General features: G+C 53.1%; 25 protein-coding genes and 3 tRNA genes. 15 read left to right on the top strand and 13 right to left on the bottom strand.

Translation table 11 applies throughout. The annotated features are described in order from the left end of the window. The first annotated feature begins 128 nt into the window (after window positions 1-128). The 4 genes from EGO56_RS12355 to EGO56_RS12370 all read left to right on the top strand — a co-directional run bounded on the left by EGO56_RS12355 (window position 129) and on the right by EGO56_RS12370 (window position 2,691). Window positions 129-356: a DUF4224 domain-containing protein gene (locus EGO56_RS12355; RefSeq protein ID WP_135909421.1), complete on the top strand. Its 228-nt coding sequence runs from the start codon at window positions 129-131 to the stop codon at window positions 354-356. Next, window positions 356-1,378 (top strand): tyrosine-type recombinase/integrase, encoded by a 1,023-nt coding sequence (locus EGO56_RS12360; protein WP_135909423.1) that lies wholly within the window; start codon window positions 356-358, stop codon window positions 1,376-1,378. The genes EGO56_RS12355 and EGO56_RS12360 overlap by 1 nt, the downstream gene beginning before the upstream one ends. Before the next feature lie 450 nt (window positions 1,379-1,828). Next, window positions 1,829-2,170, top strand: coding sequence for a hypothetical protein (locus EGO56_RS12365; protein WP_135909425.1), 342 nt, complete (start codon window positions 1,829-1,831; stop codon window positions 2,168-2,170). Further along, on the top strand, window positions 2,170-2,691 hold the full coding sequence (locus EGO56_RS12370; protein WP_135909427.1) for a peptidoglycan DD-metalloendopeptidase family protein: 522 nt from the start codon (window positions 2,170-2,172) through the stop codon (window positions 2,689-2,691). Before EGO56_RS12365 ends, EGO56_RS12370 begins: the two co-directional genes overlap by 1 nt. A gap of 821 nt (window positions 2,692-3,512) precedes the next feature. Here the strand turns inward: EGO56_RS12370 and EGO56_RS12375 are convergent. The 6 genes from EGO56_RS12375 to uvrY all read right to left on the bottom strand — a co-directional run bounded on the left by EGO56_RS12375 (window position 3,513) and on the right by uvrY (window position 7,054). Continuing rightward, a tRNA-Leu gene (locus EGO56_RS12375) sits at window positions 3,513-3,599 on the bottom strand. Window positions 3,600-3,609: 10 nt separating this feature from the next. After that, window positions 3,610-3,683, bottom strand: a tRNA-Cys gene (locus EGO56_RS12380). A gap of 40 nt (window positions 3,684-3,723) precedes the next feature. After that, window positions 3,724-3,799, bottom strand: a tRNA-Gly gene (locus EGO56_RS12385). 152 nt (window positions 3,800-3,951) lie between these two features. After that, the gene (gene pgsA, locus EGO56_RS12390) at window positions 3,952-4,500 is read right to left on the bottom strand and encodes a CDP-diacylglycerol--glycerol-3-phosphate 3-phosphatidyltransferase (RefSeq protein ID WP_013357385.1); all 549 of its coding nucleotides are present in this window, start codon (window positions 4,498-4,500) and stop codon (window positions 3,952-3,954) included. Window positions 4,501-4,569: 69 nt separating this feature from the next. Next, window positions 4,570-6,402, bottom strand: a complete 1,833-nt coding sequence (uvrC, locus tag EGO56_RS12395) for an excinuclease ABC subunit UvrC (RefSeq protein WP_135909429.1) — start codon at window positions 6,400-6,402, stop codon at window positions 4,570-4,572. After that, window positions 6,395-7,054: a UvrY/SirA/GacA family response regulator transcription factor gene (gene uvrY, locus EGO56_RS12400; RefSeq protein WP_013357383.1), complete on the bottom strand. Its 660-nt coding sequence runs from the start codon at window positions 7,052-7,054 to the stop codon at window positions 6,395-6,397. Before uvrY ends, uvrC begins: the two co-directional genes overlap by 8 nt. Window positions 7,055-7,485: 431 nt before the next feature. Here uvrY and EGO56_RS12405 point away from each other — a divergent pair, with 431 nt between their 5' ends. Continuing rightward, the gene (locus tag EGO56_RS12405; RefSeq protein ID WP_003849983.1) at window positions 7,486-7,710 is read left to right on the top strand and encodes a DUF2594 family protein; all 225 of its coding nucleotides are present in this window, start codon (window positions 7,486-7,488) and stop codon (window positions 7,708-7,710) included. A 33-nt stretch (window positions 7,711-7,743) separates the two neighbouring features. Here the strand turns inward: EGO56_RS12405 and EGO56_RS12410 are convergent, their stop codons facing one another. Together EGO56_RS12410 and sdiA are read right to left on the bottom strand one after the other, a co-directional pair. Further along, window positions 7,744-8,355 carry an acyl-homoserine-lactone synthase gene (locus EGO56_RS12410; RefSeq protein WP_098051009.1) on the bottom strand — a complete coding sequence of 204 codons (612 nt, stop codon included), beginning with the start codon at window positions 8,353-8,355 and terminating at the stop codon, window positions 7,744-7,746. Between the two features lie 122 nt (window positions 8,356-8,477). After that, complete coding sequence (gene sdiA, locus EGO56_RS12415; protein WP_135909431.1) at window positions 8,478-9,200, bottom strand: autoinducer binding domain-containing protein; 723 nt, start codon at window positions 9,198-9,200, stop codon at window positions 8,478-8,480. 323 nt (window positions 9,201-9,523) lie between these two features. Here sdiA and EGO56_RS12420 point away from each other — a divergent pair, with 323 nt between their 5' ends. After that, window positions 9,524-9,847, top strand: coding sequence for a hypothetical protein (locus EGO56_RS12420; protein ID WP_135909433.1), 324 nt, complete (start codon window positions 9,524-9,526; stop codon window positions 9,845-9,847). A 541-nt stretch (window positions 9,848-10,388) separates the two neighbouring features. Here EGO56_RS12420 and EGO56_RS12425 read toward each other — a convergent pair. Beyond that, entirely contained in the window at window positions 10,389-11,084 is a 696-nt protein-coding gene (locus tag EGO56_RS12425) for an extensin-like domain-containing protein (protein ID WP_135909435.1), read from the bottom strand. A gap of 286 nt (window positions 11,085-11,370) precedes the next feature. On the opposite strand from EGO56_RS12425, the gene cycA reads away from it, so the two are divergent. Next, window positions 11,371-12,765 (top strand): D-serine/D-alanine/glycine transporter, encoded by a 1,395-nt coding sequence (gene cycA / locus EGO56_RS12430; RefSeq protein WP_013357379.1) that lies wholly within the window; start codon window positions 11,371-11,373, stop codon window positions 12,763-12,765. Between the two features lie 46 nt (window positions 12,766-12,811). Here the strand turns inward: cycA and EGO56_RS12435 are convergent, their stop codons facing one another. After that, window positions 12,812-13,786 carry a metal-dependent hydrolase gene (locus tag EGO56_RS12435; RefSeq protein ID WP_135909437.1) on the bottom strand — a complete coding sequence of 325 codons (975 nt, stop codon included), beginning with the start codon at window positions 13,784-13,786 and terminating at the stop codon, window positions 12,812-12,814. Window positions 13,787-13,824: 38 nt separating this feature from the next. Next, on the bottom strand, window positions 13,825-14,460 hold the full coding sequence (gene rutR / locus EGO56_RS12440; protein WP_013357377.1) for an HTH-type transcriptional regulator RutR: 636 nt from the start codon (window positions 14,458-14,460) through the stop codon (window positions 13,825-13,827). Between the two features lie 306 nt (window positions 14,461-14,766). On the opposite strand from rutR, the gene rutA reads away from it, so the two are divergent. Genes rutA through rutG form a run of 6 tightly spaced genes read left to right on the top strand, consistent with a single transcriptional unit; the run spans window position 14,767 to window position 19,703 of the window. Continuing rightward, window positions 14,767-15,858 (top strand): pyrimidine utilization protein A, encoded by a 1,092-nt coding sequence (gene rutA, locus EGO56_RS12445; protein WP_135909439.1) that lies wholly within the window; start codon window positions 14,767-14,769, stop codon window positions 15,856-15,858. Beyond that, entirely contained in the window at window positions 15,858-16,571 is a 714-nt protein-coding gene (rutB, locus tag EGO56_RS12450; protein ID WP_135909441.1) for a pyrimidine utilization protein B, read from the top strand. Before rutA ends, rutB begins: the two co-directional genes overlap by 1 nt. A gap of 20 nt (window positions 16,572-16,591) precedes the next feature. Beyond that, window positions 16,592-16,987, top strand: a complete 396-nt coding sequence (gene rutC / locus EGO56_RS12455; RefSeq protein WP_135909443.1) for a pyrimidine utilization protein C — start codon at window positions 16,592-16,594, stop codon at window positions 16,985-16,987. After that, the gene (rutD, locus tag EGO56_RS12460; RefSeq protein WP_135909444.1) at window positions 16,987-17,796 is read left to right on the top strand and encodes a pyrimidine utilization protein D; all 810 of its coding nucleotides are present in this window, start codon (window positions 16,987-16,989) and stop codon (window positions 17,794-17,796) included. The genes rutC and rutD overlap by 1 nt, the downstream gene beginning before the upstream one ends. Before the next feature lie 19 nt (window positions 17,797-17,815). Beyond that, window positions 17,816-18,328 (top strand): NADH-dependent FMN reductase RutF, encoded by a 513-nt coding sequence (gene rutF, locus EGO56_RS12465; protein WP_135909446.1) that lies wholly within the window; start codon window positions 17,816-17,818, stop codon window positions 18,326-18,328. A gap of 49 nt (window positions 18,329-18,377) precedes the next feature. After that, window positions 18,378-19,703 carry a pyrimidine utilization transport protein G gene (gene rutG / locus EGO56_RS12470; RefSeq protein WP_013357372.1) on the top strand — a complete coding sequence of 442 codons (1,326 nt, stop codon included), beginning with the start codon at window positions 18,378-18,380 and terminating at the stop codon, window positions 19,701-19,703. On the opposite strand, the gene EGO56_RS12475 is transcribed toward rutG, so the two are convergent. Continuing rightward, entirely contained in the window at window positions 19,704-20,618 is a 915-nt protein-coding gene (locus EGO56_RS12475; RefSeq protein ID WP_135909448.1) for a DMT family transporter, read from the bottom strand. 96 nt (window positions 20,619-20,714) lie between these two features. Then, a complete protein-coding gene (locus EGO56_RS12480) occupies window positions 20,715-20,888 on the bottom strand; it encodes a con-10 family general stress protein (protein ID WP_013357370.1) in 174 nt (57 codons plus the stop codon). A 301-nt stretch (window positions 20,889-21,189) separates the two neighbouring features. On the opposite strand from EGO56_RS12480, the gene wrbA reads away from it, so the two are divergent. Beyond that, window positions 21,190-21,789, top strand: a complete 600-nt coding sequence (wrbA, locus tag EGO56_RS12485) for an NAD(P)H:quinone oxidoreductase (protein WP_135909450.1) — start codon at window positions 21,190-21,192, stop codon at window positions 21,787-21,789. 20 nt (window positions 21,790-21,809) lie between these two features. Further along, a complete protein-coding gene (locus EGO56_RS12490; RefSeq protein WP_003850006.1) occupies window positions 21,810-22,040 on the top strand; it encodes a YccJ family protein in 231 nt (76 codons plus the stop codon). Window positions 22,041-22,050 lie beyond the last annotated feature (10 nt).

The raw sequence follows: 22,050 nt of genomic DNA on the forward strand, positions 1-22,050 counted from the left end.
ACGTCTCATGATTTTTAACCAAGACACGCTTCGCCAAGTCCGCGAAGACAGAAATTGTAAACATCGATAAGCCGTGCCCTGTCACGGCTCATCAGACCTGCTGCAGCGGGTTGTGTGGAGAGAACGAGATGTCTGATATTGATAACGCGATAATTTCTGATGCCGATATCGAAAAAATAACCGGCTATAAAATCCCGTCAAAACAGTGCCAATGCCTAAAAGAGGCGGGAATATTTTTTGTGGTCCGCCGTGATGGTCGCCCCAGAACAACCTGGACGCATTTCAATGATCCTATATCATCGCGAAAAACTCCGGAGGCCAATCAGCCTGAACCCAATTTTGGAGCATTGGATTAATGGCTCGCGTTCGCAAAAACGCTGCTGACGCTTGGATGCCGCCCCGCGTTTATCGCGGCAGGTCAGCCTATGAGTTCCATCCAAAAAACGGGGGCGCTATCCGCCTATGTGCGCTGGATGCTGCGCAGTCATCGGTATGGGCTGCATATGAAGCGCTGAACAATGAGGTGCCTGACGACAAACTGCTCGCGTCACTGGCTGAGCGTTTTTTCAAATCTGCTGATTTTTTCGAACTGGCGCGCGAAACACAGCGTGATTACCTTAAATATTCAAAAAATGTTTTGGCTGTTTTTGGTGCCATGCCCTCTGATGCAATTCGACCTGAGCATGTAAGAAAGTATATGGATAAGCGCGGATTAAAAAGCCGGGTGCAAGCCAACCGGGAAAAGGCGTTTATGTCCCGCATGTACCGCTGGGCCTATGAGCGTGGCATGGTCAAAGGTAATCCAACCAAGGGAGTTAAGAAGTTTAAAGAGGTGTCGAGGGATCGGTATGTAACCGATGCTGAGTACCAGGCTCTCTATTCGTGTGCGCCAGTTGTGGTGAAGGTGGCTATGGAACTGGCATACCTCACCTGCTCGCGTCAGGGTGACATTCTCGCAATGAAAAAGAGTCAGATCATGGATGAGGGCATACTGATTAAACAGAGTAAAACCAGTGTTGCTCAGATCAAGGCGTGGTCGCCAAGGTTTGCAGCAGCTATCAAAATGGCATCGGAATTGCCCCTCAAACCAGGGATGAGCAGTATTTTCATCATCCACCAGCCTAATGGCTCTGGCTACACGCGGGACGGGTTTAACAGTCGCTGGAGTGCTGCGCGTGAGGCGGCAAAGCTTAAATTCCCTGAGCTTCTTTTTGATTTCACATTTCATGATTTGAAGGCCAAGGGCGTGTCTGATCTGGAGGGGGATTTATACGAGAAAAGAGCCATTACGGGCCATAAAAACGTGGAACAGACTGCAGCATATGACAGGAAAATAGTGGTTGTCCCTGTCGTTGGCGGACAGACACAAGGCAAATAACATAATGGAACAGTTTACAGGCTCGCATAAGCGCCCTGAAGGAAATTATTTATTTAGTTCAAAGACTTATTGAATAAACTCTTTAAGTAAAATTAAGATGTTTAATGTTTTGAGTTCGATACAAATTTATCAACTAATGCTCAAGTTAAGTCGAAGTGTTCGTGTTTACGTATCAGCAAACATATTTTTCTGGCATAATTTCAATGAGTTTTAGTTCAAATGGTAGGGGTTAATAAAGTCGTTTCCGGCTATTGCAGAGCAATATGTAACGCCTGAATTAACATTGAAGTAAGTGCGTATTCTTCCGATAACCCTCTTAGAGTTACCTTAAGATTACCAACACCAATTCATGAGTTTTCCTAAAGCACACGTAGCGAATCTTCTTAATTTTCTATAGCTTAATGTATGCATGGAGCGCATGGTTTATGATGTCAAGAAGGAGGAGTAGATATGGCAGATGACAACACTGTTACGTTTGAGGATGCAGTTGAGTTCATGGGCACATTTGGGGACAAAACTCATTCATGTCCGTTTTGCGACTCAACCAAATGGATGCTTTCTGCTGATACCGAGCGTGACAGTACGGATGATGACGAGAAGACCATGACTCTTTTCGTGCCTTTTGGCACATCTGGAGAGTTGCCATCTATAATATCTAAAGGTGGCGTCAGTGTCATGGCGATGGAGTGCAGATCTTGTGGCTATCTATTCCTTTTCAGTAGAGAGAGGATTGCCGAACGCCTTAAAAAATTCCGTGCAGGTTCTGGAGAAACCTCAGAAGGTAAAGCCTGATGAACCAGGATTACCTGCCTCTGCACCCGGATAACAATGAGACAAAACTTCCAACACTAATGTTTGCGGTTGAAGCAGACGGTAAAGTGCAAAGAGTTATTGCAGAACCTACAATGTATGCACAAAGCAGCTTTCCTAGAGGAGCTCTATATGTTGAAAGCAGCTTTCATAAAGAGGCAGTTGCTTCGCAACATGATGAAATACCAAAGCAGGAAGAAAACATGACTGCAACAGGTTTGATTGGCAAGATCGAGTTCAGAGTGACAATGGGTTTGGCACTCTTAACTGTAGTCGGAGTGGCGGTAACTGCTGCTTGGTCAATTTCGAACTCAATTTCAGACAAGAACACAGCTTTGAGACAGGAGTTAAGCCAAACAATGCTTACCTCCAAACAAGAGCTATCACTTCGGGTCGATAGAGTCGAAGATAAAATTGATAATGGGTTTAAAGAAACATCTAACCAACTTACTGATTTGAAAGTACTATTAGCCACTCAAAAAAACGACAAAACTGAAAAATAAATCAATAATTTTTATTTTTCAAATGAGATTTTAAATATAAAAAGCAGCATTTAAATGCTGCTTTTTCGCTTTCCACGCAATAATGTTAAGCTCTGATTGATACCCCATCTCTACAACTCACACACTTATCCAAACTTTGCGATCAGTAACACCCGGTGGTCGCGTCCTGCTAAAAAGATGATTTGCAGCCTCTCCCTGCCAGCAAGTAGAGATACACCCTCAATCAATACGTCAGCACAGTGACGAACTGCGCATCCGCAGCTAAGCACAGAGCCACATAATAGCGAGTAAACACGCATAGAGCGGCTGGCTTGCAGGCACGATTCCTTAAACATAACTTCCAACCGCAAGCCTTTTCTGATATTTCATCAAAAATTTTGCCCTAGAGATACCTCTGACTCCTCTAATCCAGCACTGATTCAGCGAGCAGTTTTTGCACCAGCGCTCTCATCTTTGGTGAACTAAGTAGCCTAACTCTTGTTGCTCCAATACCGTCAAACTTCATGCGTCAGAGGCAAAAAGTAGCGTCTAAGATAACATCCATACTGACAAAATCTTCCGCAAAAAACTCTGCTACGGTCTCACCTAGAGTGTAATGCCCTGTCATTAGGTAAGCGATCGTTCATATGGATGTCATAACGTTGATGATAAAGACATTAGTAACAACACAGTGCATCAATCAACGGTAAGCGGGCCGGAAAGAAAGTTAGAAGGAATTATTATGAAAGGATATTAGGAAACGGAATTCAGGCACAAAAAAACCGCCTCTGAAGGGCGGTCATACGACACTGCTTATCATTGATTTTATTGGTAAAGCGATATGGTGCCCGGGGCGGGACTTGAACCCGCACAGCCTTACAGCCGAGGGATTTTAAATCCCTTGTGTCTACCGATTTCACCACCCGGGCAGGGTGTAACTGGAGGCGCGTCCCGGAGTCGAACCGAGGTACACGGATTTGCAATCCGCTGCATAGCCACTCTGCCAACGCGCCTTAAACTGATGTGCCGTCAGGCTAACCTGACCTGCGAATCTGGAGCGGGAAACGAGACTCGAACTCGCGACCCCGACCTTGGCAAGGTCGTGCTCTACCAACTGAGCTATTCCCGCAATTTTCAGCAATTTCGTCGAACCTGCTGATTTTATTTATCTTCTGGCATCCTGGCTGCCGTTCGATGCGTTGCATTCTACTTAGATGACGCAATGAGTCAATAAAATTATCCTCACTGCGTGTCCGTTTGCTGCTTTTTAAATCGTATCGATCACGGTTCGAGCAGATCGCCGCGCGCAGCGCTTAAATACTGGAACATAGACCAGAAAGTCAGCACTGCAGCAATGTATAACGCGACTACGCCAACCGCCACAACGGTAGCATCAGGACGCCACAGCAAGGCAAACAGGGAGAACATCTGAGCGGTGGTTTTCACTTTACCAATCCAGGAAACCGACACGCTGCTGCGTTTGCCAATCTCCGCCATCCATTCACGCAGCGCAGAGATAATGATCTCGCGGGCAATCATGGTGGCTGCAGGCAGCGTAATCCACCAGGCGTGGAAATATTCCGCCACCAGCACCAGCGCAATCGCCACCATCACTTTATCCGCTACCGGATCGAGAAACGCACCAAAGCGCGTTGTCTGCTTCCAGCGGCGTGCCAGAAAGCCATCAAACCAGTCGGTGATGGCAGCAAAAACGAAAATCAGTGCGGTAGCCAGCGGCGCCCAGGTGAACGGCAGATAGAAAGCCAGCACAAAGAACGGGATGAGCACGACTCGAAACAGGGTGAGACACGTCGGGATGTTTAATTGCATATGCCGGTAACTGTCTGGATATAGGTAAAATTTAGCCTATGTTCCTACATTGCCCCCCCTGTTTCAATGCTAGTGTTTCAACGAGTAGTATATTTTTTCTGCCAGCGCGTGTGAGATGCCAGGTACATTGGCGATCTCCTCCACTGACGCATTCATCAGCGGCTGCAGGCCCCCCATGTACTTAAGCAGTTGCTGACGCCGTTTCGGCCCTACGCCTTCGATGCTTTCCAGTGCGCTGGTGTTCTTTACTTTGGCCCGTTTTTTACGATGACCTGAAATGGCATGATTGTGAGCGTCATCACGAATGTGCTGAATTACATGCAGTGCTGGCGCATCCGGTGGCAGCGAAACACCCTCACCTTCCGCCTCAAAGAACAGCGTTTCCAGTCCGGCTTTACGGTCGCTGCCTTTGGCGACGCCGAGTAAAATGGGCCGGTTTTTGTCCCAGGGCACATCCAGCTCCGCGAAAACCTGCTTAGCCTGAGAAAGCTGGCCTTTACCACCATCAATCAGAATCACATCCGGGATTTTATCTTCTTCAATCGCTTTACCATACCGGCGTCGTAACACCTGATTCATGGCAGCATAATCATCGCCCGGCGTAATCCCGGTGATGTTATAGCGACGATAGTCAGCACGCAGCGGACCATTCTGGTCAAACACCACACAGGAGGCGATGGTCTGCTCACCCATGGTGTGGCTGATATCGAAACACTCCATGCGTTTGATCTTGTCGAGCTCAAGAAACTCTGCCAGCGCCATCAGCCGCTGATGAATCGTGGAGTGCTGCGACAGACGCGTGGTTAATGCCGTCGCGGCGTTAGTGCGCGCCAGCTTAAGATAACGGGCGCGATCGCCGCGCGGCTTGCTCTGGATATTTACCCGGCGTCCTGCCAGTGAACTGAGCGACTCCGCCAGCAGCTCACGCTCCGGCAGGGTAAAGTCCAGCAGAATATCACCCGGCAGCGTACGTGCCTCGCTGCCCTGCAGATAGAACTGCCCGACAAAGGTCTGAACCACTTCGGCCAGGTCGGTATCCACCGGCACTTTCGGGAAGTAGCTGCGGCTGCCTAACACTTTGCCCTGACGGATAAACAGCACGTGAAGACAGGCCATACCTGCTTCATAAGCCACACCCATCACATCCAGGTCATCACCCTGATTGGAGACAAACTGCTTTTCGGTGATGCGGCGCACAGCCTGAATCTGATCGCGCAGTCGTGCCGCTTCTTCGAAGCGCAGGCCAATGCTCGCCTCTTCCATACGTTTGACCAGCTGATTAAGAACCTGATCATCTTTACCGGCTAAAAACAGGCGTACGTAATCCGTCTGCTGCGCATACTCCTCTTCACTGACCAGGCCCGCGACACAGGGACCAAGACAGCGACCAATCTGATATTGCAGACAGGGCCGGGAGCGATTGCGGTAGACGCTGTTTTCACACTGGCGGACAGGAAAGACTTTTTGCAGCAGGCCCAGCGTCTCGCGCACCGCATAGCCGTTGGGGAACGGGCCAAAGTATTCGCCTTTGGCATGCTTTGCGCCACGGTGCATCGCCAGCCGCGGATGGGTATCACTGCTGAGAAAAATATAGGGATATGATTTATCGTCGCGCAGCAGTACGTTATAGCGCGGCTGATAGAGCTTAATGTAGTTATGCTCAAGCAGCAGCGCTTCGGTTTCGGTGTGGGTAACGGTGACATCGATGTGCTGGATATTGCTGACCAGCGCTTCGGTTTTGCGGCTGCCGACCTGAGTGCGGAAGTAGCTGGTGAGACGCTTCTTCAGGTCTTTGGCTTTGCCCACATAGATGACGGTGCCTGAGGCGTCATACATGCGGTAAACACCGGGTTTGCTGGTTACCGTACTCAGAAAGGCTTTAGAATCAAAAACGTCATTCACTACTGATTAACGGCTCCGCATTATAGAGGCCATGTCGAATGGCCAGATGCGTTAACTCTACGTCGCCACTGATATTCAGCTTACTGAACATCCGGTAGCGGTAACTGTTAACGGTTTTAGGACTGAGATTTAACTGCTCGGAAATTTCCGTCACCTTTTGTCCCCGGGTGATCATCAGCATAATCTGCAATTCCCTTTCCGACAAACAGCTGAAAGGCGATTCCGCTTTTTGCGGCTCAATCTGGCTCAGCGCCATCTGCTGAGCAATGTCTGACGCGATGTAGCGCTGACCGGCATTCACCGAGCGAATCGCATTAATCACTTCCTGTGGTGCCGCCCCTTTACTGAGGTAGCCTGCTGCACCCGCCTGCATCACTTTAGCAGGCAGCGGATTTTCCGTGTGAATGGTCAGCATGATAATTTTGATATCAGGATTATAACGCACGATTTTGCGCGTCGCCTCCAGTCCGCCGATCCCCGGCATGTTCATGTCCATGAGGATCACATCAACCTGATTGGCACGGCACCATCTGGCGGCATCCTCGCCACAGTTGACCTCTCCGACCACGGCCAGACCTTTCACATCCTCCAGGATGCGACGGATACCCGCACGGACAAGTTCATGGTCATCAACAAGAAGCACACTGATCAACGGGGAAACTCCAGAGGCTAAAAAAGAAGAAGCAATTCACGATTTCAGGCATCAATCATACCCGCTTTTACCTCAAAAGCACATCAACAAAGCAAAACAGTGTAAGCATTACATGATTGCTGCCAGGCCCGTCCGGAAGAGATTAACCGGCGGTAATGATAAAAGACCGGACCGCGAAAAAATTAATAAATACTATTTTTTTCAGTCAATTAACACCGTCTCGCTTTAAGGTTTAGTGCCGTACATCCTCGCGACGGCTGAGTCGATGAAGCCTGTGATTACTTTCAGCGATTGATTAGTTGTACTGGACAAACCAGCCTTTTAAGGCGAAGCGAAGCGGCCGTCTCAGCAACTTACTGCCCCTATGATATACTCACGCACTGCTGTTCGGACAAATTGCCGACACGTTGTCATTCACCAAGGAGAAACGCATGAGCGATGAAGATTTTGCAACTTCCCAGGAAGCCCGGAAATTAGCGGATGAAATCGCAGGCCTGAAGATGATGATCACCCTCATTCTGAAAGGTATGGGACAGGCTGATGCCGGAAAAGTGATTATTAACATGGAACGCTATGTGCAGACGCTGGGCGATAAGCCTCAGGCGGAAGTGTTCAGCAATACCATCAAACAGATTAAAACAGCCTACCGTCAGTAAGCTTTTTTGCCCCCAGCAGCGGGGGCAAATACGCTAACTGTGTGCCTGCCAGTTAACCGACACGCCCAGCGTTGGCAGCACCTCTTCCGGGCTGAAACGACGTGTTCCCCGATATTTCTCTGCCAGAGCGGGCTGAATTACCGGAATACGGATCGCAAACAGATTATCTTCTGACAGAATGAGTCCCGGCGTCAGCGGCTCATACACCACGCCATGCTCCTCAAACATCTTCTCCAGCATCGGCGTTGCCGAACTGATGATGTATTCCATGCCGTTCAGCTCTGCCAGCTGTACCGCGTGCCAGAGAATGTTCAGCGGCAGTTCCGCGTCAACTTCCAGCCGTGCCGAGAAGCGCGACATCTCCCACACTTTCTCATGGCTGAAAGGCAACACAATGCCTTCACTCTGCTCAGGTTCGAACCAGGGCATCAGACGCGCGCAGCCACTAATGCCCTCGCGCGCATTCCATGCGATTAGCCAGGTGACATCTGATCGATCGTAGCGATCATACTCCTGTCCTGGCGTGCTCAGGCGAGGTGGTATTGACCACCCTTCGCCGCGCGCAAAAACGCTATAACGGTAGCTGCCGAGTTCGGCAAGCAAAGAGGATGGCATATCCTTTAATTGCGTTTGCACTATTTTCATCATGCGCCTCTGACATCCCCATGTTTGCAATGATTTCTTTGCGCCAGCCTGGCAAAGCCCCGGCGCAGGGTAGACAACAGACCTGTACAAAGGAACTGCCAAATGTAGCAGTTGTGTTATGTTCAAATCAGTCCGATTGCCGCTGCGTAGCAGGCAATCTGCGTTTTATTGGAAACATTGAAACGCTTTTGCATATTTTTTTGGTGAAAGTTAACGGTATGTTCAGAGATGGATAAAATAAGTGAAATTTCGACCGCCGTTTTTCCTTCGGCTGTCCATTTCAGAATTTCCAGCTCGCGCTGACTAAACGCTTTTTTTAGTACCATCATTGCATCATCGCTAAAGCGCTCCAACGTATCCAGGCTTAGTTCCGCTAAAAGGTGTAGTTTCACCTCCAGCTCAGCATGGCGGAGCTGGACAGAAATGGGCTGTTGCGACGATATAGATAATATACCAATGACGCGATTTGGTGCCATTGCGGAGCAAGAAAATCCGCTCTGCAGCCCATATTCTCTCGCCTCATGCCAAAGATTGCCGGCGTCAGCGAACTGTTCCTCAATCCAGACCATCCCTCTGCCCGGTCGCTGACACAATGCAAGCACCGGATCGACAGCGTAATAATTCTGCTTCTCATAACGTTTAACCCATAATTTGGGATAGGTGCTATGTAAATGAATACGCGGCCGGGTAAATGGCACCGGATGCTGAATCAAAAAGGCAAAATAATCGAAGCCCATTGATTCAGTAAGCTGTTGCAATAACGTCTTCAACTCAGAAGAAGCCGTTAATGCCTGAAATTTCTCTTTCACCTCACTTCGCCAGGCGAAATAGTTTTCAAAACTCATATTGCCTCAGCGTTAATTTCACTCGCCCTTCCGGTATTATTCATTCGGATTCATCGGATAAATTAAATTAACAGCAGAAAATTAATTTATCGTTGAGGTGAACCCGTCACCCTCTGCAGCGCATAAAGTTCTTCACCGTCAGGACGGAGTGAAAAAATGCTCCTGCCCCTGTAATGTGAGGCCGGCCACAGCAATTTCAATCACCCCAGGAGAATAAGATTTTTCTGATAGAAATTCAATCCCTGACGATGAATTGAATTTTATCTCAGCTACTGGAGAGCTGCTGAAAATATTGAATTGGTCTACAAGACATTGAGTAAATAATGCGTAAACAAAGCGTTAATTACTTCTCAATAAGCGAAGCGGCAGCGGAAAACTGCTGGCATATTTTTTATCAGGAAATAAGCTTTGCTCTTCAGGCGATGCCGCATTCCTGTGATAAGTCCTTCTACACCGCAGCACGCGCCTCCCAATCCGGAAAAGCTAACGGGTTCACAGACTGCACCTGCGACCTCTCAATGCTGATTCTGCTCCTCTTGCCGTTGCTGCCCGACAGACGTAACCAAGGGCTTTGTAATAACAATATTCTGCGAAAATCCTGCCCGACTGCGTTGACCAGCGGACGAGTCGACCCGCTCAGCCTTTAAGCAGTTTTTTTGACTGCGAATAATCTGAACTAAAAGCGGCGCATTAAAAAAATCAGCTTTATTTATCTTATGCCTGAACGGAATACGTGGCATAGATCACTATTTATGCTGACAGTACGTTATGGCAGCAATACGCTCAACCCTGACTCTATTTTAGTCATGAAAATCACTTTACCGATAGTCACGCAACTAAATCACTGAAAAAAAATTGCAACGGGTAAATCCCCGATTGTTATTTGATGCTGCATGCTTTATCGATGCAATTAATTTCCCTTAATTCACTTTGCAGCATCGTGAATTAATTTCATCCTGACGTTGCTGGCACTGTTCAGATGAGACGCCGAAATTTTAATTCTGACTGCATTGACGAGCACTTTTCTGTTGTAACTTATGGACCTGAAAAAGGCTGCCTGATCAGCCTCCTGATTTGCTGCTGGTTCATTGTCAGGTGTGTCCGCGCTGGCGATGATAAATGGATTGGTTTCCCCCTTACCGGCTGTTTAATTCTTAATCAAACATGGTATTAATCCTGCCAGAAGATTTATCGGCAGTAGCCCGCGCCACGCATACCCAGATGAAAATGTGAGGCGTGCGCGGCGTTGTAGTCCGGCCCCAGCGCATTACCGAATACGTCACAGCCACCCCGCCATAGCGTGTGCAGCATAGCCGCTTTCTCTTCTGGCTGTTGCCAGTGACGACTGACCTCAAGCCGCTGGCCATCAGCCAGCTGAAAGCCGGTCACATCCCAGGCATCGGCGGTGGCATGCTCACTGAGCCGCCCCTCTGCGCGGTGATAAATATTACGACAGGCATAGCTGCCAACATGGGTAATTCGTACCAGTGGACTATGCATATCCCGGGCGATCTGGTCCCGACTGCGCAGAGCATACATGGTGCTGGCAACCGCCATTGGACAGCTGGCGAGAAAGCTGCTGCTGAGGCTGACCGGGCCAAATTTCTGAATTCGCAGCGGATGGCCGATCGGACAGTAGCCCGTGACGGCCGGACGCTCGCTGAAACTCACCCAGCCCGCCTGCTGGGCACGACGCATCACCGCCAGACATGCGTCGGGATCCTGGGTAAGCCTTTTCATCTTTATCTGCGTCATCCAGCCAGGGGGATCGGTGACGGAGAGCGGTGTAAAGGGATTGAACTGCGGCGGGAGATGCTGCTTAAGCCAGGGTAAGCTGACCCATCCCAGCGCAATTAACAGCAGAAACAGGATAAGCGGACGCATAATTCCCTTTGCAGCATAATGATTAATAACTAAAAAGTGTAGAAGCACATTCCGCTTCATGCCGTCTGCCTGACAGAACGTGATGAATAATTACCCAGACTGACGCAGGATTGTACGAAACCGTCCGTTATTACGGCTTACGGAGCGTCAGGCTTCACAATTGATAAAAAAGCGTTACCCGATTCCGGCCCTCTTCCTCTATCTTATGCCCACTTGCCCCCTGGGCAGACGCGTTTATTAACAGCCAGCAGAGCTGACACAACATCAAGACAGGAAAGACAATTCTATGGTTGATCAATCTAAAGAAACCGCACGCGCCCACGACGCGCCCGACAAGCTACAGCGCAATCTGCACAACCGCCATATTCAGCTCATCGCCATCGGTGGCGCTATCGGTACCGGCCTCTTTATGGGTTCCGGTAAAACCATCAGTCTGGCTGGTCCCTCGATCATTTTCGTCTATATGATCATCGGCTTTATGCTGTTCTTCGTGATGCGCGCCATGGGCGAGCTGCTGCTCTCCAACCTTGAGTACAAGTCTTTCAGCGATTTTGCCGCGGATCTGCTTGGGCCGTGGGCGGGCTATTTCACCGGCTGGACTTACTGGTTCTGCTGGGTGGTAACCGGCATCGCCGACGTCGTGGCCATCAGCGCCTATTTCCAGCTCTGGTTTCCGGGTTTCTCGATCTGGATGAGCGCCCTGCTCTGCGTGGTGGTTTTTCTGGCGCTGAACATCGCCACAGTTAAGCTGTTTGGTGAGATGGAGTTCTGGTTCGCGATAATCAAAATCGTCGCCATTGTCGCGCTGATCGTCACCGGCATTGTACTGGTCTCGATTCACTACCCTTCACCCGGCGGTGGCACCGCGGCGCTGAGCAACATCTGGGATCACGGCGGAATGTTCCCGAAAGGACTCAGCGGCTTCTTTGCCGGATTCCAGATTGCGGTGTTTGCCTTTGTCGGCATTGAACTGGTCGGAACGGCAGCGGCTGAAACCCACGATCCACATAAAGTCTTACCGCGCGCGATTAACGCGATTCCGCTGCGCGTCATTATGTTTTATGTGCTGGCGCTGATGGTGATTATGGCGGTGACGCCGTGGACCCAGGTGATGGCCGACCGCAGTCCGTTTGTCGAGATGTTCGTGCTGATTGGCCTGCCTGCTGCGGCGAGTATCGTTAACTTTGTCGTGCTGACCTCTGCTGCCTCTTCAGCCAACAGCGGCATCTTCTCCACCAGCCGTATGCTTTATGGCCTCTCGCAGCAGGGCGTCGCGAGCCGCGCGTTTGGTCGTCTCTCTGCCCGAGCGGTCCCGACTACCGGCCTGTTCTTCTCCTGCCTGTGTCTGCTGCTCGGTGTGGCGTTGATCTACCTGATCCCGGATGTGATGAAGGTCTTTACACTGGTGACTACCGTTTCAGCCATTCTGTTTATGTTCGTCTGGACCATCATTCTGTGCAGCTATCTGGCTTACCGTAAAAAGCATCCTGAGCGCCATGCTAAATCGGCCTTTAAGATGCCACTGGGCAAATTCATGTGCTGGGTCTGCATGGCCTTCTTTGCATTTGTGCTGGTGCTGCTGACGCTGCAGGAAGATACACGCCAGGCACTGATGGTCACGCCACTCTGGTTTGCGCTGCTGGGTGTGGGCTGGACGTTGCGTCATCGCCGCAGCCGCTAATCGCTGACGGCATGTAAAAAGCCCGGTGACCTGACCGGGCTTTTTTTTACAGGCGTTCTCCCAGCGCAGAGAAAATGGCGGACAACGTGGGGCGTTCATAAGGTAAGCGCTGCGGCCGCGAATCGGGTTGCTGAGGTGTGCCCAGGCCAAAGGTGAAGGTATAGTTATCGCCTTCGCCCATGCGCAGGTCGGCTATCGTGGTCTGCCCATCCTGCTCACGCAGAGCGTAGAAGCCGTGGCTGAACCAGGCGACACGTTCTGCATACCAGCTGCCCCGGAAGGCGTCGAACAGTTCAGGATGTCGCGGATACCACGCCACCTGCAGAGGATGCGAGGGCGACAACAGCGACCAGTAGGCTTCGCCATAGCGATCCGGCGTCATAATCACGCTGCGCCAGATCAGCGTGTTGAAGGCTGTGGGCGTCACCAGGACTTTATTGGCCGCAATGCCCTGCGCCGTCAGCGAATCACGAATCTGCCAGCCTGCGACGCCCTGAATCACCACACTCCAGAGCAGATAAAGCGTACTCAGCGCCAGGCCGATCCGGTTACTGCGCATGCCTTTGTCACCACGACGCCACAGTGCGACACCCAGCCCTATCAGCAACGGCAACGTATAGAGGGGATCGACGATATAAATACTGCCAATGGCATAGGGATAATCGGTGACTGGCAGACCAAGCTGGGTGCCGTACACCGTCATTAAATCAAGCAGCGGATGGGTAATCAGCGCCAGCCAGATCGCGGGCCACCATACCGCCCACTTCACCCGCTGACGAAAGAGTCCTGCAATCCCCCACGCCATCAGAGGTGAGATCAGCGTAAGCCAGAGTAGCGCATGTGTTTCCGTGCGATGCAGCGTCATGTTGCGTATCGCATCACCATGGTCAATAAACACATCCAGATCGGGTAAGGTGCCGCAGACGCCACCTACCAGCGCAGCCTGCCAGATCGGCACCCGACGTCCCATCACCGCCACACTGACCGAAGCACCCAACACCAACTGCGAAACAGAATCCATCGATTCACTCCGTCACCGAATTGTGAATGTGTCCTGAATTAGCGTACGCGAATCCCTTCAATGATCATGCGCTGGACGTTTTCGACGGTCTGATCGAAAAACGCCGGATCGCTGAGCGTCTGACCAGTCACGGCCTCAACCTGGGTGGCAAAGTCGGCATAATGTTGCGTGGTGGCCCACAGCATAAAGATCAGGTGCTGTGGCTGTACGCCCGCCAGCCGTCCTTCATCAATCCAGCGTTCAATAATAGCCGCTTTGTCATCCACCAGTTGTTTGAGATCGCCCGCCAGTTCTCCTTTCAGCAAGGGTGCGCCCTGCAGCATCTCCAGGCAGAACAGCCGGGAAGCCTGAGGATGATCGCGTGACACTTCCAGCTTTAGCCGGATGTAACGCCGGATGGCCACCAGCGGATCCTGATCGTGCGCCAGCGCGCGCAATGGTGCCAGCCAGACATCCAGAATCTGTTTCAGCACCGCCACGTAGAGCACTTCTTTAGAGGGAAAATAGTAGAGCAGGTTGGTTTTAGAGACATCGGCCAGCTCGGCCACCTTATCAAGGCTGGTGCCGTGGATACCAAACTGTGAGAAGAAGGTTAACGCCGCTTCCAGTATGGCAGCCCGCTTCGCTGCCACCGCACGCGAACGACGCGTTGGCTTTTTTTCATCGCTATTCACACGTTTACCTCATCCTTCTGGTGTCAGCGCATCATAGCAAAGGGATGAGTCGCTGCCCAATCCGCTCCCTGCACCTTTTTTGCTCAGCCTGCATGCAAAATGTGCAGTGAATTTTGACCAGATGGTCCGAAATGGACCAGTTACTCCACTTACCTCTTATGGGTTAATTTTAACTGTTTGTTATTTATAACAATAAAAAAAGTGGCACACCGTTTGCAGAGTTGTGACTGAGCGCAGCTTATACGGACGTAGCAGGATGCAGTGCAGCGCGTGAAACACCTTTCCCCCATCGCAACGAGGTTTCACATGAAGATAGGCGTCTTTATTCCGATTGGTAACAATGGCTGGCTGATTTCGTCCAACGCGCCGCAGTACATGCCGACCTTTGAACTGAACAAAGCCATCGTGCTGAAAGCAGAGCATTACCACTTCGACTTTGCGCTCTCGATGATCAAACTGCGCGGCTTCGGCGGAAAAACAGAGTTCTGGGATCATAACCTGGAGTCATTCACCCTGATGGCGGGCCTGGCGGCCGTCACCTCACGTATTGAAATCTACGCCACCGCGGCCACCCTGACGCTGCCTCCGGCGATTGTAGCGCGCATGGCATCCACGATTGATTCCATTTCAGGCGGTCGTTTCGGCGTTAATCTGGTGACCGGCTGGCAGAAACCAGAATATGAACAGATGGGAATGTGGCCGGGCGACGAGTACTTCGGCAGCCGTTATTCTTATCTGACCGAGTACGTTACCGTGCTGCGCGACCTGTGGGGCACCGGAAAATCGGACTTCAAAGGTGAGTTCTTCACGATGAATGACTGCCGCGTCAGTCCACAGCCGCAGCGTGCGATGAAGGTGATCTGCGCCGGTCAGAGCGATGCCGGTATGGCCTTCTCCGCTCAGCACGCCGATTACAACTTCTGCTTCGGCAAAGGGGTGAATACGCCTGCTGCGTTCAGTTCGACTTCAATTCGCATGAAGCAGGCCGCAGAAAAAGCAGGCCGAGATGTCGGCTCCTATGTGCTGTTTATGATCATTGCCGCCGAAACAGATGAAGAGGCACGGGCTAAGTGGGAACACTACAAAGCCGGTGCGGATGAAGAGGCGCTCTCGTGGCTCACTACCCAGAGTCAGCAGGATACCAAATCAGGTAGCGACACCAATGTGCGCCAGATGGCGGACCCGACCTCCGCCGTCAATATCAATATGGGCACGCTGGTGGGTTCGTACGCAAACGTAGCGCGGATGCTTGATGAAGTGGCGCAGGTAGAAGGCACGCACGGCGTGCTGCTGACCTTTGATGATTTCCTGGAAGGTATTGAGAACTTCGGTCAGCACATTCAGCCGCTGATGGCCTGTCGCAGCGCCCTGCTCGACGCACAGCAGGAGGTGGCATAATGAGTACCGTTTATTGTGCCCACACACCGGATGTTCCGCAGGTTGAACTGCCTGCTCGTCCTGAGCCGATCGCCTTTCCGCCAGGCCAGACGGCGCTGATTGTCGTGGATATGCAGAACGCCTACGCCACTGAGGGTGGCTACCTGGATCTGGCGGGCTTTGATGTTTCTGCGACGAAGCCGGTGATTGCGAAGATCCATCAGGCGGTGACGACGGCGCGTGCGGCCGGCGTGCAGATCATCTGGTTCCAGAATGGCTGGGACAGTGACTACGTTGAAGCCGGTGATGCCGGTTCCCCCAACTTCCACAAATCGAATGCGCTGAAAACCATGCGTAAACGGCCCGAACTTCAGGGCTCGCTGCTGTCGAAAGGCGGCTGGGATTACGCGCTGGTCGATGAGCTGGTGCCACAGGCCGGTGACATCGTACTGCCAAAATCGCGTTACAGCGGCTTCTATAACACCCCGCTCGACAGCATGCTGCGCAGTCGCGGGATCCGTCATCTGATTTTCACCGGCATCGCCACCAACGTCTGTGTGGAATCGACGCTGCGTGACGGCTTCTTTCTGGAGTACTTCGGCGTGGTGCTGGAAGACGCCACCTATCAGGCTGGCCCGCCCTTTGCTCAGCAGGCGGCGCTGTTCAATATCGAAACCTTTTTTGGCTGGGTATCGGATGTCGATACCTTCTGCGAAAGCCTGAATGCCCGCTAACTCACGAAGAGGACGTCGCTATGCCGAAAAGTATTATTGTGCCGCCAGGCACCACCACACCCATCGCCCCGTTTGTCCCTGGCACGCTGGCAGATGGTGTGGTCTATGTCTCGGGTACGCTGCCGTTTGATGGTGACAACAACGTGGTCCATGTAGGTGATGCCGCCGCGCAGGCCCGTCACGTGCTGGAAACGATTAAAAAGGTGATTGAGACCGCCGGTGGCACGATGGCCGATGTGACATTTAACTCGATCTTTATCACCGACTGGTCGAATTACGCCGCGGTGAATCAGGTTTACGCCGAATACTTTCCCGGTGAAAAGCCTGCCCGTTTCTGCATTCAGTGCGGACTGGTCAAGCCTGACGCGCTGATTGAAATCGCCAGCGTGGCGCATATCGGCAAGCCGGAGGTCTGATGCAGCTGGATATTCTGGGCCTGCAAAATCCCGAGGCACCGACGCTGGTGCTCTCTTCCGGTCTGGGCGGCGTGGCGGGTTTCTGGCAGCCACAGCTGGCGGCGCTGACGGCACGCTATCGGGTCGTGCTCTATGACCAGCGCGGTACCGGTCGCAGCGCGGACAGCTTACCGGAAGGCTACAGCATGGCGATGATGGCGGCAGAGCTGGCTGACGCGCTGGCGCAGCACGGCATCCTGCGCTTCAGCGTGATCGGTCACGCACTGGGCGGTCTGGTGGGCATGCAGCTGGCGCTGGATTATCCGGATCGGATCGAACGGATTGTGGTGATCAACGGCTGGCTGACACTGCATCCGCATACCCGCCGTTGCTTCCAGGTGCGTCAGGATTTGCTGCTCAATGTCGGCGTCGAGGCCTTCGTCCGTGCTCAGCCGCTGTTTCTCTATCCTGCTGAGTGGATGGCAGAGCATCAGATACGGCTGGAGCAGGAAGATAGTCATCATGTGACGCATTTTCAGGGGATGGAAAACCTGATGCGACGACTGCACGCCCTGATGAGCGCTGACTTCAGCGCACGGGCTGCCGGCATTCCACAGCCGGTGCTGGTCATCGCCAGCCAGGACGATCTGCTGGTGCCATGGAGCTGCTCAGTGGCGCTGGCCGGGGCGCTTCCGAACGCCACTGAAGAGATGATGGCCTGGGGTGGCCACGCCATGAGCGTCACCGACCCCGACAACTTTAATGCCCTGCTGCTGCAGTGGCTGGATCAGACGGATGACGTGCAGCCACTGCAGCGCGTCGCAGGATAACCCTTTCGTGGAGAACACTATGAGCCTGGAAACCCTTACCCCAGACGTTGAGAAAACTGAGTTTCGTCATGCGATGTCGCGGCTGGGTGCGGCGGTCAACATCATCACCACGGAAGGTCCGGCCGGACGCGCAGGCTTTACCGCCTCGGCGGTGTGCAGCGTCACCGATTCACCGCCGACGCTGCTGGTCTGCCTTAACCGTTCCGCCTCAGTTTATCCGGTTTTTCGCGACAACATGCAGCTTTGCGTCAATACACTGGCGGCGGGACACGAAGCGCTTTCTACTCTGTTCGGCGGGAAAACGCCGATGGCCGAGCGGTTTAGTGCCGCTGAGTGGTCGACGGCCGTGACCGGCTCGCCGGTACTGAGCGGCGCGGTTGCCTCCTTTGACTGCCGCATTACGCAGATTGTCAGCGTCGGTACGCATGACACCCTGTTCTGCGAAGTCGTGGGCATCGTGCGAAATGATGATACCCACGGCCTTATGTGGTTTGACCGGGGCTACCATCCCCTGTTGCGGCAGGATGCCTGATAACTCTTCCCTGAAACTTACCGGCATTCATCACGCTCTGGAGTAGACGATGGCACGATCCTGGTTTCCGCAATGGCAAAAGAAGTCGGCACTGACAGAAAACGGCATTATCGCCCCGGATGAGACACTGCCGCTGGGGCAGACGCTGGTGCTGGGTTTGCAGCATGCGGTGGCGATGTTTGGCGCAACGGTGCTGATGCCGCTGCTGATGGGGCTGGATCCCAATCTGGCGATTCTGGTCTCAGGTATTGGTACCCTGCTGTTCTTCTTTATCACCGGTGGTCGCGTGCCCAGCTATCTCGGGTCGAGCGCCGCCTTTGTTGGCGTCGTGATTGCGGTGACCGGCTTCAGTGGTCAGGGACTGAATCCCAACCTCAGCGTGGCGCTGGGCGGCGTAATCGCCTGCGGCCTGCTCTACACGCTGATTGGGCTGGTGGTCATGAAGTCAGGCACGCGCTGGATTGAAAATCTGATGCCGCCGGTAGTAACCGGTGCGGTGGTGATGGCGATCGGGCTGAATCTGGCACCGATTGCGGTTCATAGCGTCTCCGCCTCTTCATTTGACAGCTGGGTCGCGGTGATGACCGTGCTCTGTATCGGTCTGGTTGCCGTGTTTACCCGCGGGATGGTACAGCGCCTGCTGATTCTGGTCGGCCTGATTCTGGCCTGGGCGATCTATGCGCTGCTGACCAATGTTCTGGGACTGGGCAAGCCGGTCGATTTTACCCTGCTGTCACAGGCCGCCTGGTTTGGCCTGCCGCACACCACCGCACCGACCTTTGATCTGCAGGCGATGGTACTGATCGCCCCGGTGGCGATCATTCTGGTGGCGGAAAATCTGGGACACCTGAAAGCCGTGGCGGGCATGACCGGCCGTAACCTCGATCCTTACATGGGACGTGCCTTTGTGGGCGATGGACTGGCCACGATGCTTTCCGGCTCGATGGGCGGCAGTGGCGTAACCACCTATGCCGAGAATATCGGTGTGATGGCCGTGACTAAGGTCTACTCCACGCTGGCGTTTGTCGCTGCAGCCATCATTGCCATCCTCGCCGGTTTCTCACCGAAGTTTGGTGCGCTGATCCACACCATTCCGGCCCCGGTGATTGGCGGCGCATCCATTGTGGTGTTCGGGCTGATTGCGGTGGCGGGCGCACGCATCTGGGTGCAGAACCATGTCGATTTAGGTCAGAACAGTAATCTGATTATGGTTGCCACCACGCTGGTGCTCGGCGCAGGGGATTTCGCGCTGAAGATCGGCTCTTTCACGCTGGGCGGGATCGGCACTGCCACCTTTGGCGCGATTATACTCAATGCCATTCTGCGCCGTCGCAGCGCGCAGCAGGACAAACCGCTGGCGCGACAGCAGGGTTAATTACTCCAGCGGTGTGGCAGCAGGCTGCACCGCTTTTTTCCGTTTCAGCCGCAGCTCACTGACGATCACGCCGCAGACGATCAGCGCCCCACCCAGCAACGCCAGCGCAGGCAGGCGCTCACCGGCAATACGCCCCACGACGCCCGCCCAGACCGGTTCTCCGGCATAGATTACCGTGGCGCGGGTTGGCGAAACGCTGCGTTGCGCCCAGTTCATGGTGACCTGAATCAGTGCGCTGGTCGCGCCCAGCCCCAGCGCGCTGAGCAGCAGCGGCGTTGAGATTACAGGCACCGTTTCCCCATTGGGGATCATCAGCACAAAGGCACACAGCGACGCCACCGCCAGCTGGATTAGCGTCACGCGGCGTACATCAACCTGACCGGCATAGCGGCTGATTAAGATAATCTCGGCGGCAATCGCCAGGGTGCTGAGTAGCGTCGCTATTTCACCTGCATTCAGGCTGATGCGGCCATCCTGCGGTCCGGCCACCAGCAACAAGCCGGTAAATGCCAGCACAATCCCCAGCCACGACATCAATCCCGGCGGACGGCGTAAAAACAGCCACTGCAGCAGCGGCACCACCGGAACATAAAGCGCAGTAAGAAACGCAGACTGGCTGCTGGAGATAGTCTGCATGCCCCAGGTCTGAAGACCATAACCCCCGGCAATCGACAGGCCGATCAGCGTGCCCGCTTTTACTTCCAGCCAGGTCATGCCGGCCAGATAACGGCGGAAAAACAGTGCCAGCAGCAGCGCGGCGGTGGCGAAACGCAGTCCGACAAAGAAGAACGGGCCGGAATGCTGCATCGCACGATGCACCACCAGGAAGGTGCCGCCCCAGATCATGGTGATAAAAAGTAATACCAGCTCCTGCCGCGTCAGGCGCAGAGTTAAACCGCGGGGTGTGTCCGACATAATTCACCTGATGATGTGTCCGGACGATATTGTGGGGAGAGCGAGGGGGAAAAGCAACGACGTTAACCGCCGGCCTTAACCGGCGGCAGAGTGGGATTATGCGTCCGCTTTTTTAGGACTGCTGCGCCCGCCCTTTTCACCGGCGCGCGCAGCGCGCTGCGGATCGTTTTTGAAATTACCGCCGCTGTTTTTTCCCCCTTTGCGTCCCGCTTCTGCGGCACGTTCACGGTTCTCAGCAAAATTTCCTGAACCTCCACGATGTGTTGTCATGATTTGCTCCTGTCGCGTAGTGCGATAAATAAGAATGAAATAGCAGAGAGCTGACGGCCTGAAGCCAGAATTCAACTCATGCTTAAATAATAGCCAGATTCTTCTTTTACTCGCCCGACAGTCACATTTAGCAACAGAGTAATCACCAGCAATTTGATTAAACAACGAACATTCTGCCGACTTACAACCGATTAGCTGCGGATTTATTGCCCGACTTGTTTGCCTCCGTTTCCGTATCGCCTGCGTAAAACGAAAGCTCTTCTATACTTTTTCTGGACGTCAAAACCACCTGGAGAGATTTATGGCCAAAATTCTGGTGCTCTATTACTCGATGTACGGACATATTGAAACGATGGCGAACGCGGTTGCAGAAGGCGCTCGTCGGGTTCCCGGCGCGGAAGTGGATATCCTGCGGGTACCAGAAACGATGGAGGCCGATCGCTTTGCACAGGTGGGCGGCAAAACCAATCAGCAGGCAGCAGAAGCGACGCCTGAGGTACTGCCGCAGTATGACGCGATTATCGTCGGCACCCCGACCCGCTTTGGCAACATGTCCGGACAGATGCGGACGTTCTGGGACCGCACCGGCGGTCTCTGGGCGTCAGGCGCGCTGTTTGGCAAGGTTGCCAGCGTCTTTACCTCAACCGGCACTGGCGGCGGTCAGGAACAGACCATTACCTCGGTCTGGACCACGCTGGCGCATCACGGCATGGTAATTGTGCCTATCGGTTACGGCACCAAAGAGTTGTTTGATATCTCACAGGTTCGCGGTGGCACGCCTTATGGTGCGACCACGCTGGTGGGCGGCGATGGTTCGCGTCAGCCGACAGAAGCGGAACTGAATATTGCCCGTTTCCAGGGTGAACACGTTGCCGGACTGACAGTGAAACTGCAGGACTGATTTAAACAAAGGAGAAAAGTATGTCTACTGAACAATCGAAAGCACACCACGTTGGCGAGTGGGCCAGTCTGCGTCATACCTCCCCTGAAATTGCCGAGGCCATTTTCGAAGTGGCGAATTACGATGAGAGACTGGCAGAAGAGATCTGGCGTCAGCAAGGCAGCGATGATGTGCTGATTCGTGCCTTTGAAAAAACCGATAAAGATCTCCTGACCTGGGATGACAAGCCCGTAGAACGTAAGAACGTCTGATTCAGGGGCG

Origin of the sequence: Pantoea vagans (assembly GCF_004792415.1) — a bacterium.
Classification (GTDB): Bacteria; Pseudomonadota; Gammaproteobacteria; order Enterobacterales; family Enterobacteriaceae; genus Pantoea; species Pantoea vagans.

What these genes read in the sequence shown, in the direction of transcription:
- EGO56_RS12355 (WP_135909421.1), top strand. Translation starts at nt 129, where the DNA reads ATGTCTGATATTGATAACGCGATAATTTCTGATGCCGATATCGAAAAA.
- EGO56_RS12360 (WP_135909423.1), top strand. Translation starts at nt 356, where the DNA reads ATGGCTCGCGTTCGCAAAAACGCTGCTGACGCTTGGATGCCGCCCCGC.
- EGO56_RS12365 (WP_135909425.1), top strand. Translation starts at nt 1,829, where the DNA reads ATGGCAGATGACAACACTGTTACGTTTGAGGATGCAGTTGAGTTCATG.
- EGO56_RS12370 (WP_135909427.1), top strand. Translation starts at nt 2,170, where the DNA reads ATGAACCAGGATTACCTGCCTCTGCACCCGGATAACAATGAGACAAAA.
- pgsA (WP_013357385.1), bottom strand. Translation starts at nt 4,500, where the DNA reads ATGCAATTAAACATCCCGACGTGTCTCACCCTGTTTCGAGTCGTGCTC.
- EGO56_RS12405 (WP_003849983.1), top strand. Translation starts at nt 7,486, where the DNA reads ATGAGCGATGAAGATTTTGCAACTTCCCAGGAAGCCCGGAAATTAGCG.
- EGO56_RS12410 (WP_098051009.1), bottom strand. Translation starts at nt 8,355, where the DNA reads ATGAAAATAGTGCAAACGCAATTAAAGGATATGCCATCCTCTTTGCTT.
- sdiA (WP_135909431.1), bottom strand. Translation starts at nt 9,200, where the DNA reads ATGAGTTTTGAAAACTATTTCGCCTGGCGAAGTGAGGTGAAAGAGAAA.
- EGO56_RS12420 (WP_135909433.1), top strand. Translation starts at nt 9,524, where the DNA reads ATGCGTAAACAAAGCGTTAATTACTTCTCAATAAGCGAAGCGGCAGCG.
- EGO56_RS12425 (WP_135909435.1), bottom strand. Translation starts at nt 11,084, where the DNA reads ATGCGTCCGCTTATCCTGTTTCTGCTGTTAATTGCGCTGGGATGGGTC.
- cycA (WP_013357379.1), top strand. Translation starts at nt 11,371, where the DNA reads ATGGTTGATCAATCTAAAGAAACCGCACGCGCCCACGACGCGCCCGAC.
- EGO56_RS12435 (WP_135909437.1), bottom strand. Translation starts at nt 13,786, where the DNA reads ATGGATTCTGTTTCGCAGTTGGTGTTGGGTGCTTCGGTCAGTGTGGCG.
- rutA (WP_135909439.1), top strand. Translation starts at nt 14,767, where the DNA reads ATGAAGATAGGCGTCTTTATTCCGATTGGTAACAATGGCTGGCTGATT.
- rutB (WP_135909441.1), top strand. Translation starts at nt 15,858, where the DNA reads ATGAGTACCGTTTATTGTGCCCACACACCGGATGTTCCGCAGGTTGAA.
- rutC (WP_135909443.1), top strand. Translation starts at nt 16,592, where the DNA reads ATGCCGAAAAGTATTATTGTGCCGCCAGGCACCACCACACCCATCGCC.
- rutD (WP_135909444.1), top strand. Translation starts at nt 16,987, where the DNA reads ATGCAGCTGGATATTCTGGGCCTGCAAAATCCCGAGGCACCGACGCTG.
- rutF (WP_135909446.1), top strand. Translation starts at nt 17,816, where the DNA reads ATGAGCCTGGAAACCCTTACCCCAGACGTTGAGAAAACTGAGTTTCGT.
- rutG (WP_013357372.1), top strand. Translation starts at nt 18,378, where the DNA reads ATGGCACGATCCTGGTTTCCGCAATGGCAAAAGAAGTCGGCACTGACA.
- EGO56_RS12475 (WP_135909448.1), bottom strand. Translation starts at nt 20,618, where the DNA reads ATGTCGGACACACCCCGCGGTTTAACTCTGCGCCTGACGCGGCAGGAG.
- EGO56_RS12480 (WP_013357370.1), bottom strand. Translation starts at nt 20,888, where the DNA reads ATGACAACACATCGTGGAGGTTCAGGAAATTTTGCTGAGAACCGTGAA.
- wrbA (WP_135909450.1), top strand. Translation starts at nt 21,190, where the DNA reads ATGGCCAAAATTCTGGTGCTCTATTACTCGATGTACGGACATATTGAA.
- EGO56_RS12490 (WP_003850006.1), top strand. Translation starts at nt 21,810, where the DNA reads ATGTCTACTGAACAATCGAAAGCACACCACGTTGGCGAGTGGGCCAGT.